General features: G+C 39.9%; 2 protein-coding genes. Both read right to left on the reverse strand.

Going from position 1 to position 3,588, the window contains the following annotated elements:
• Positions 1-222 precede the first annotated feature (222 nt).
• On the reverse strand, positions 223-2,778 hold the full coding sequence (locus KTQ90_RS12885; protein ID WP_217318762.1) for an outer membrane beta-barrel protein: 2,556 nt from the start codon (positions 2,776-2,778) through the stop codon (positions 223-225).
• A 3-nt stretch (positions 2,779-2,781) separates the two neighbouring features.
• The gene (locus KTQ90_RS12890; protein WP_254360405.1) at positions 2,782-3,474 is read right to left on the reverse strand and encodes a DUF4974 domain-containing protein; all 693 of its coding nucleotides are present in this window, start codon (positions 3,472-3,474) and stop codon (positions 2,782-2,784) included.
• Between the last annotated feature and the right edge of the window lie 114 nt (positions 3,475-3,588).

Raw genomic sequence — 3,588 nt, forward strand, 5'->3', positions numbered from 1 at the left:
GCTAAATTCTGCAAATTGCATACGTTTGCTTGTCAAACAACTCTTTCTGTCTGCAAAAATACAATAATTTATGTGACACACAAAGAAATATATATTTTTTAACTAGAGAATCTCTAAAAGAAATTCTGTGGATTAAGTTTATCCATTAGAAAAATATTGGCAAACTTCATCACACAAAATTTTATTTTCCGCTTTGTTGCGGAACCATATATTGAGAGAGATTTATAATCTATCCATTTCTTCACTTGCAGCACTTTCGCCCTTATAGCGCTTTTTGTCTTTAAATGTATATCTTACCAAGAGGCTGATGCGGCGACCATCCTTGAAACTGCTTTTGTCGAATATGTAATCTGAGGCATATCTTGTCTCTCGTTCTTTTGTGCCGAGGAGATTATTAAGACTCAGCCTTACCAACCATGCATTGTCAGCAAAATGCTTGGTTACTCCGAGGCTCAGCCATAATGCCTGTCTAACTCGATATTCCCTCATGTTTCCATCAGAATTGTAACTTAGCAGTACATAAGGCATCCAATGGTGAGGCAAATTGAAATAGCTGTTGAACGACATTGATAGGTAAGGCTTGTCATTCTTGATTTTGCTTCCATCCGTATTGTAGAGTGACATATAAGTTCGCATTATGTTAAGGTTGAGATATGGTTCCCAAACACCCACATTCGTATGATAAGCCAAACTTGCGTTTACTGCAGAATAATGTGGAAAATTTTCAGGCTTTGACATTGCCACCAATGGGTCTGCTTGCTGAATGACATTCGTTGAGATGATGTAATCCTTTATCCTTTGATAATCGACAGAGAAACGTAATTGATGCCATTGCAACGAATAGGATATATCCGTCGTATATTGTGGAAGCAACCATGGATTACCAGCTTCGATGGAATAACGATTGAAATACTCTTCACTGTTTCTAAGTTCGTAATAGCTTGGACGTTTTACCTTGGTTGTCATGCTTAATCCCATTTCAACGTTCTTTACAGGCAAGGACAATGAGAAGGAAGGATAAAAATGACGATAAGTCTTATCTACCAAGCTATTTTGGGAGATGGCATCACGATACAGCATGCGAAATGACTCAAATCGCAAACCCAATTGGGCAGACAACTTGGCAATGGATACATTGCCACTGGCAAATGTGGCAAGTTTTGTCTCTTCTGCATGGAGACGACTCATTGCGCTTGACTCCTCGTTTTCAAGACTCTGATAATCCTTTTCTTCTTCCACATAGCTTGCATCAGCACCTATGTTAAAAGCCAAGTTCTTGTTGGCTTGATAATTGATTTTCACATTTCCTGCATAAATGTCGTGAGTAGTCTCATTTTCATTTTTCACCTCATGCGCATCCGTCATGCTTCCTGCTTCTTGATTAAGACGGCTGTCTGCCGCTTTTCTGCCAACATAATCAGCATTCAATGTCATTTCCCATTTCTGGGAGAATTTTCCATCATAGAAGATGTTTCCCATCCATTGATCATAGTTCGCATGAGAATGGATGTTAGAGGATAAATCTTCAAACATAAGATTGTCATGAAACATTTGGCTGGCAGAATGTCCTCCCCACTTGTCCGTTTCCTTGGAGTATGACAAACTTGCGCCTATGGTATGATTCTTTGCCAACTCTGCACTGATACCTCCGTTAATGGTTTGATTATAATAATTGGAATTCCATTTAGGCATATCACTTTCCATATTCCAGACAGAATGATTAGCCAAAGTCTGTTCCTTATTGGTTTGGTCTGTTTTATATCTATTGCTTGAATTAGTGAAAGAAAGAAATCCATTTATATTTTTGGTATCGTAAGTGAGCTGCAACTGTTCCGAATCAGAGTTTTTTCTGCCTTGGCTGTCAAATACTGAAGTTCTGATGCCTAATCCTCCATCAATCTTATGTTTTAAGTTGATTTTAATGACAGCGTGGGTGTCTGCATCATACTCTACCCCAGGATTGTTGATTACCTCTATCGTAGAAATATCCTTGGAATTCAAGCGGCTCAACTCACTTTTGTCCCTCATCTTCCGATTGTTGATATACACTTCGGCATTTCCTCGTCCAAAGACAGAATAGCTACCATCGCTACCTGACACTGTTGGTAATTGCGCAACAACATCATCGGCACTTCCAAAATCGCTTAATACAGATTTCTGAACATCCACTATAAGCTTTGTTCCGTCTGACTTGTAAATCTTACGATGACCTTTCACAACTACTTTTTGTAGATTAAGCGTAGCTTCGCTTAAGGCTATTGTTCCTATTTTGCCGGTACTAAAGATATTGCGATAAGTGTTATATCCTACGCATGTTACTTTTACAATAGCCTTTTGAGCATTGCAAGGTATCACAAATTGTCCGTTTTCATTGGTCACGCCACCAGTAATAAACGAAGAGTCATTGACATTCAAGAGTGAAACATTGGCGAAATCGACAGGTTGATGACGACAATCCACGATGCGCCCCATCATTCTGTTAGAAGCCTTTTGGATACATTCAACGATAATAACATTATCCACTTGTTTCATCTTGATAGGGTAAAAGCCTATCAAGTTCATGATGGCATCAGGAACGCTTTCATTTTTGATGTTCTTTGTCACCTTGAAATCCTCCAACTCGTCATACACAAAGTTGATGTCATACTTATCCTGTCGGGCATTCAAATCCTTCAATGCCGCAGAGAATGACACATTATCATATTGTCGGGTAATGCGTTGGGCAGACATACCCATGCTTATCAGCAACAACATTAAGTTAAAAACAATCCTCTTCATAACTTACTCCACTTTTAAAGTTCCGTCCATTTCCGTTATCTGTATGCGCTCAAAAGCATTCAATATTTCGAGATTCTGCTTCAATGTCTTAGTCTTGTCCCAATTGAAGAAGATACGGATATGCTGCGATTCTGCATTGTCGAATTCCACCTTGACATGATAGAAGGCTGCAAGCTGCGACACGACATTGCCCAACTCGGCATTGTCAAAGACAACAGGTTTGAGGTCGAGACTATCAGCCTTCTCCGTAGCACTCACCTTGATGCTATCCGTCTTGTTCAAATCAGAAGTAGAAGATACTTGTTCCGTCTTGGCTTGGCTAGTCTCATCCGAAGAAGATGAACGGAAAATGCCAGAATGGATTGCGGCTAAAGTTATGCCTGAGAGAAAAATGACACCAATGATGGATGCTGCAATCTTCCAGCGATTGCTGGATGTTTTACCAGAAGCATTGTTGGCCTTTAATCCTTGCCTATCGGCAAACTCTTTCCATGCTTCATCTATATTCACTTTCTTTGGGTTTCCTTTCTTCATCGCCATCCTAACCATTGCCATGTCGTGAAAGAAATCCTTCATGTCCTCATCGGCAAGCAAACGTTTCACTTGCTCGTCGGTATAGCGGTCGGGATGTTCCTGCATATCGAAGAACATCTGACGCTTTTCTTCTTTACTCTTGTTAAATTCCTTGTTTGTCATTGTCTTGCTCATTTAAATTGTTCCTTAATCCAGTCCATCGCCTTCGAAAGATGGTTGAACCCAAATCGGTCATTAGGATTTCTCTGTGTCGTACGGCAAAGAGAAATCCTTTAA

This window comes from Leyella stercorea (genome assembly GCF_019052365.1).
Taxonomy (GTDB): Bacteria; Bacteroidota; Bacteroidia; order Bacteroidales; family Bacteroidaceae; genus Prevotella.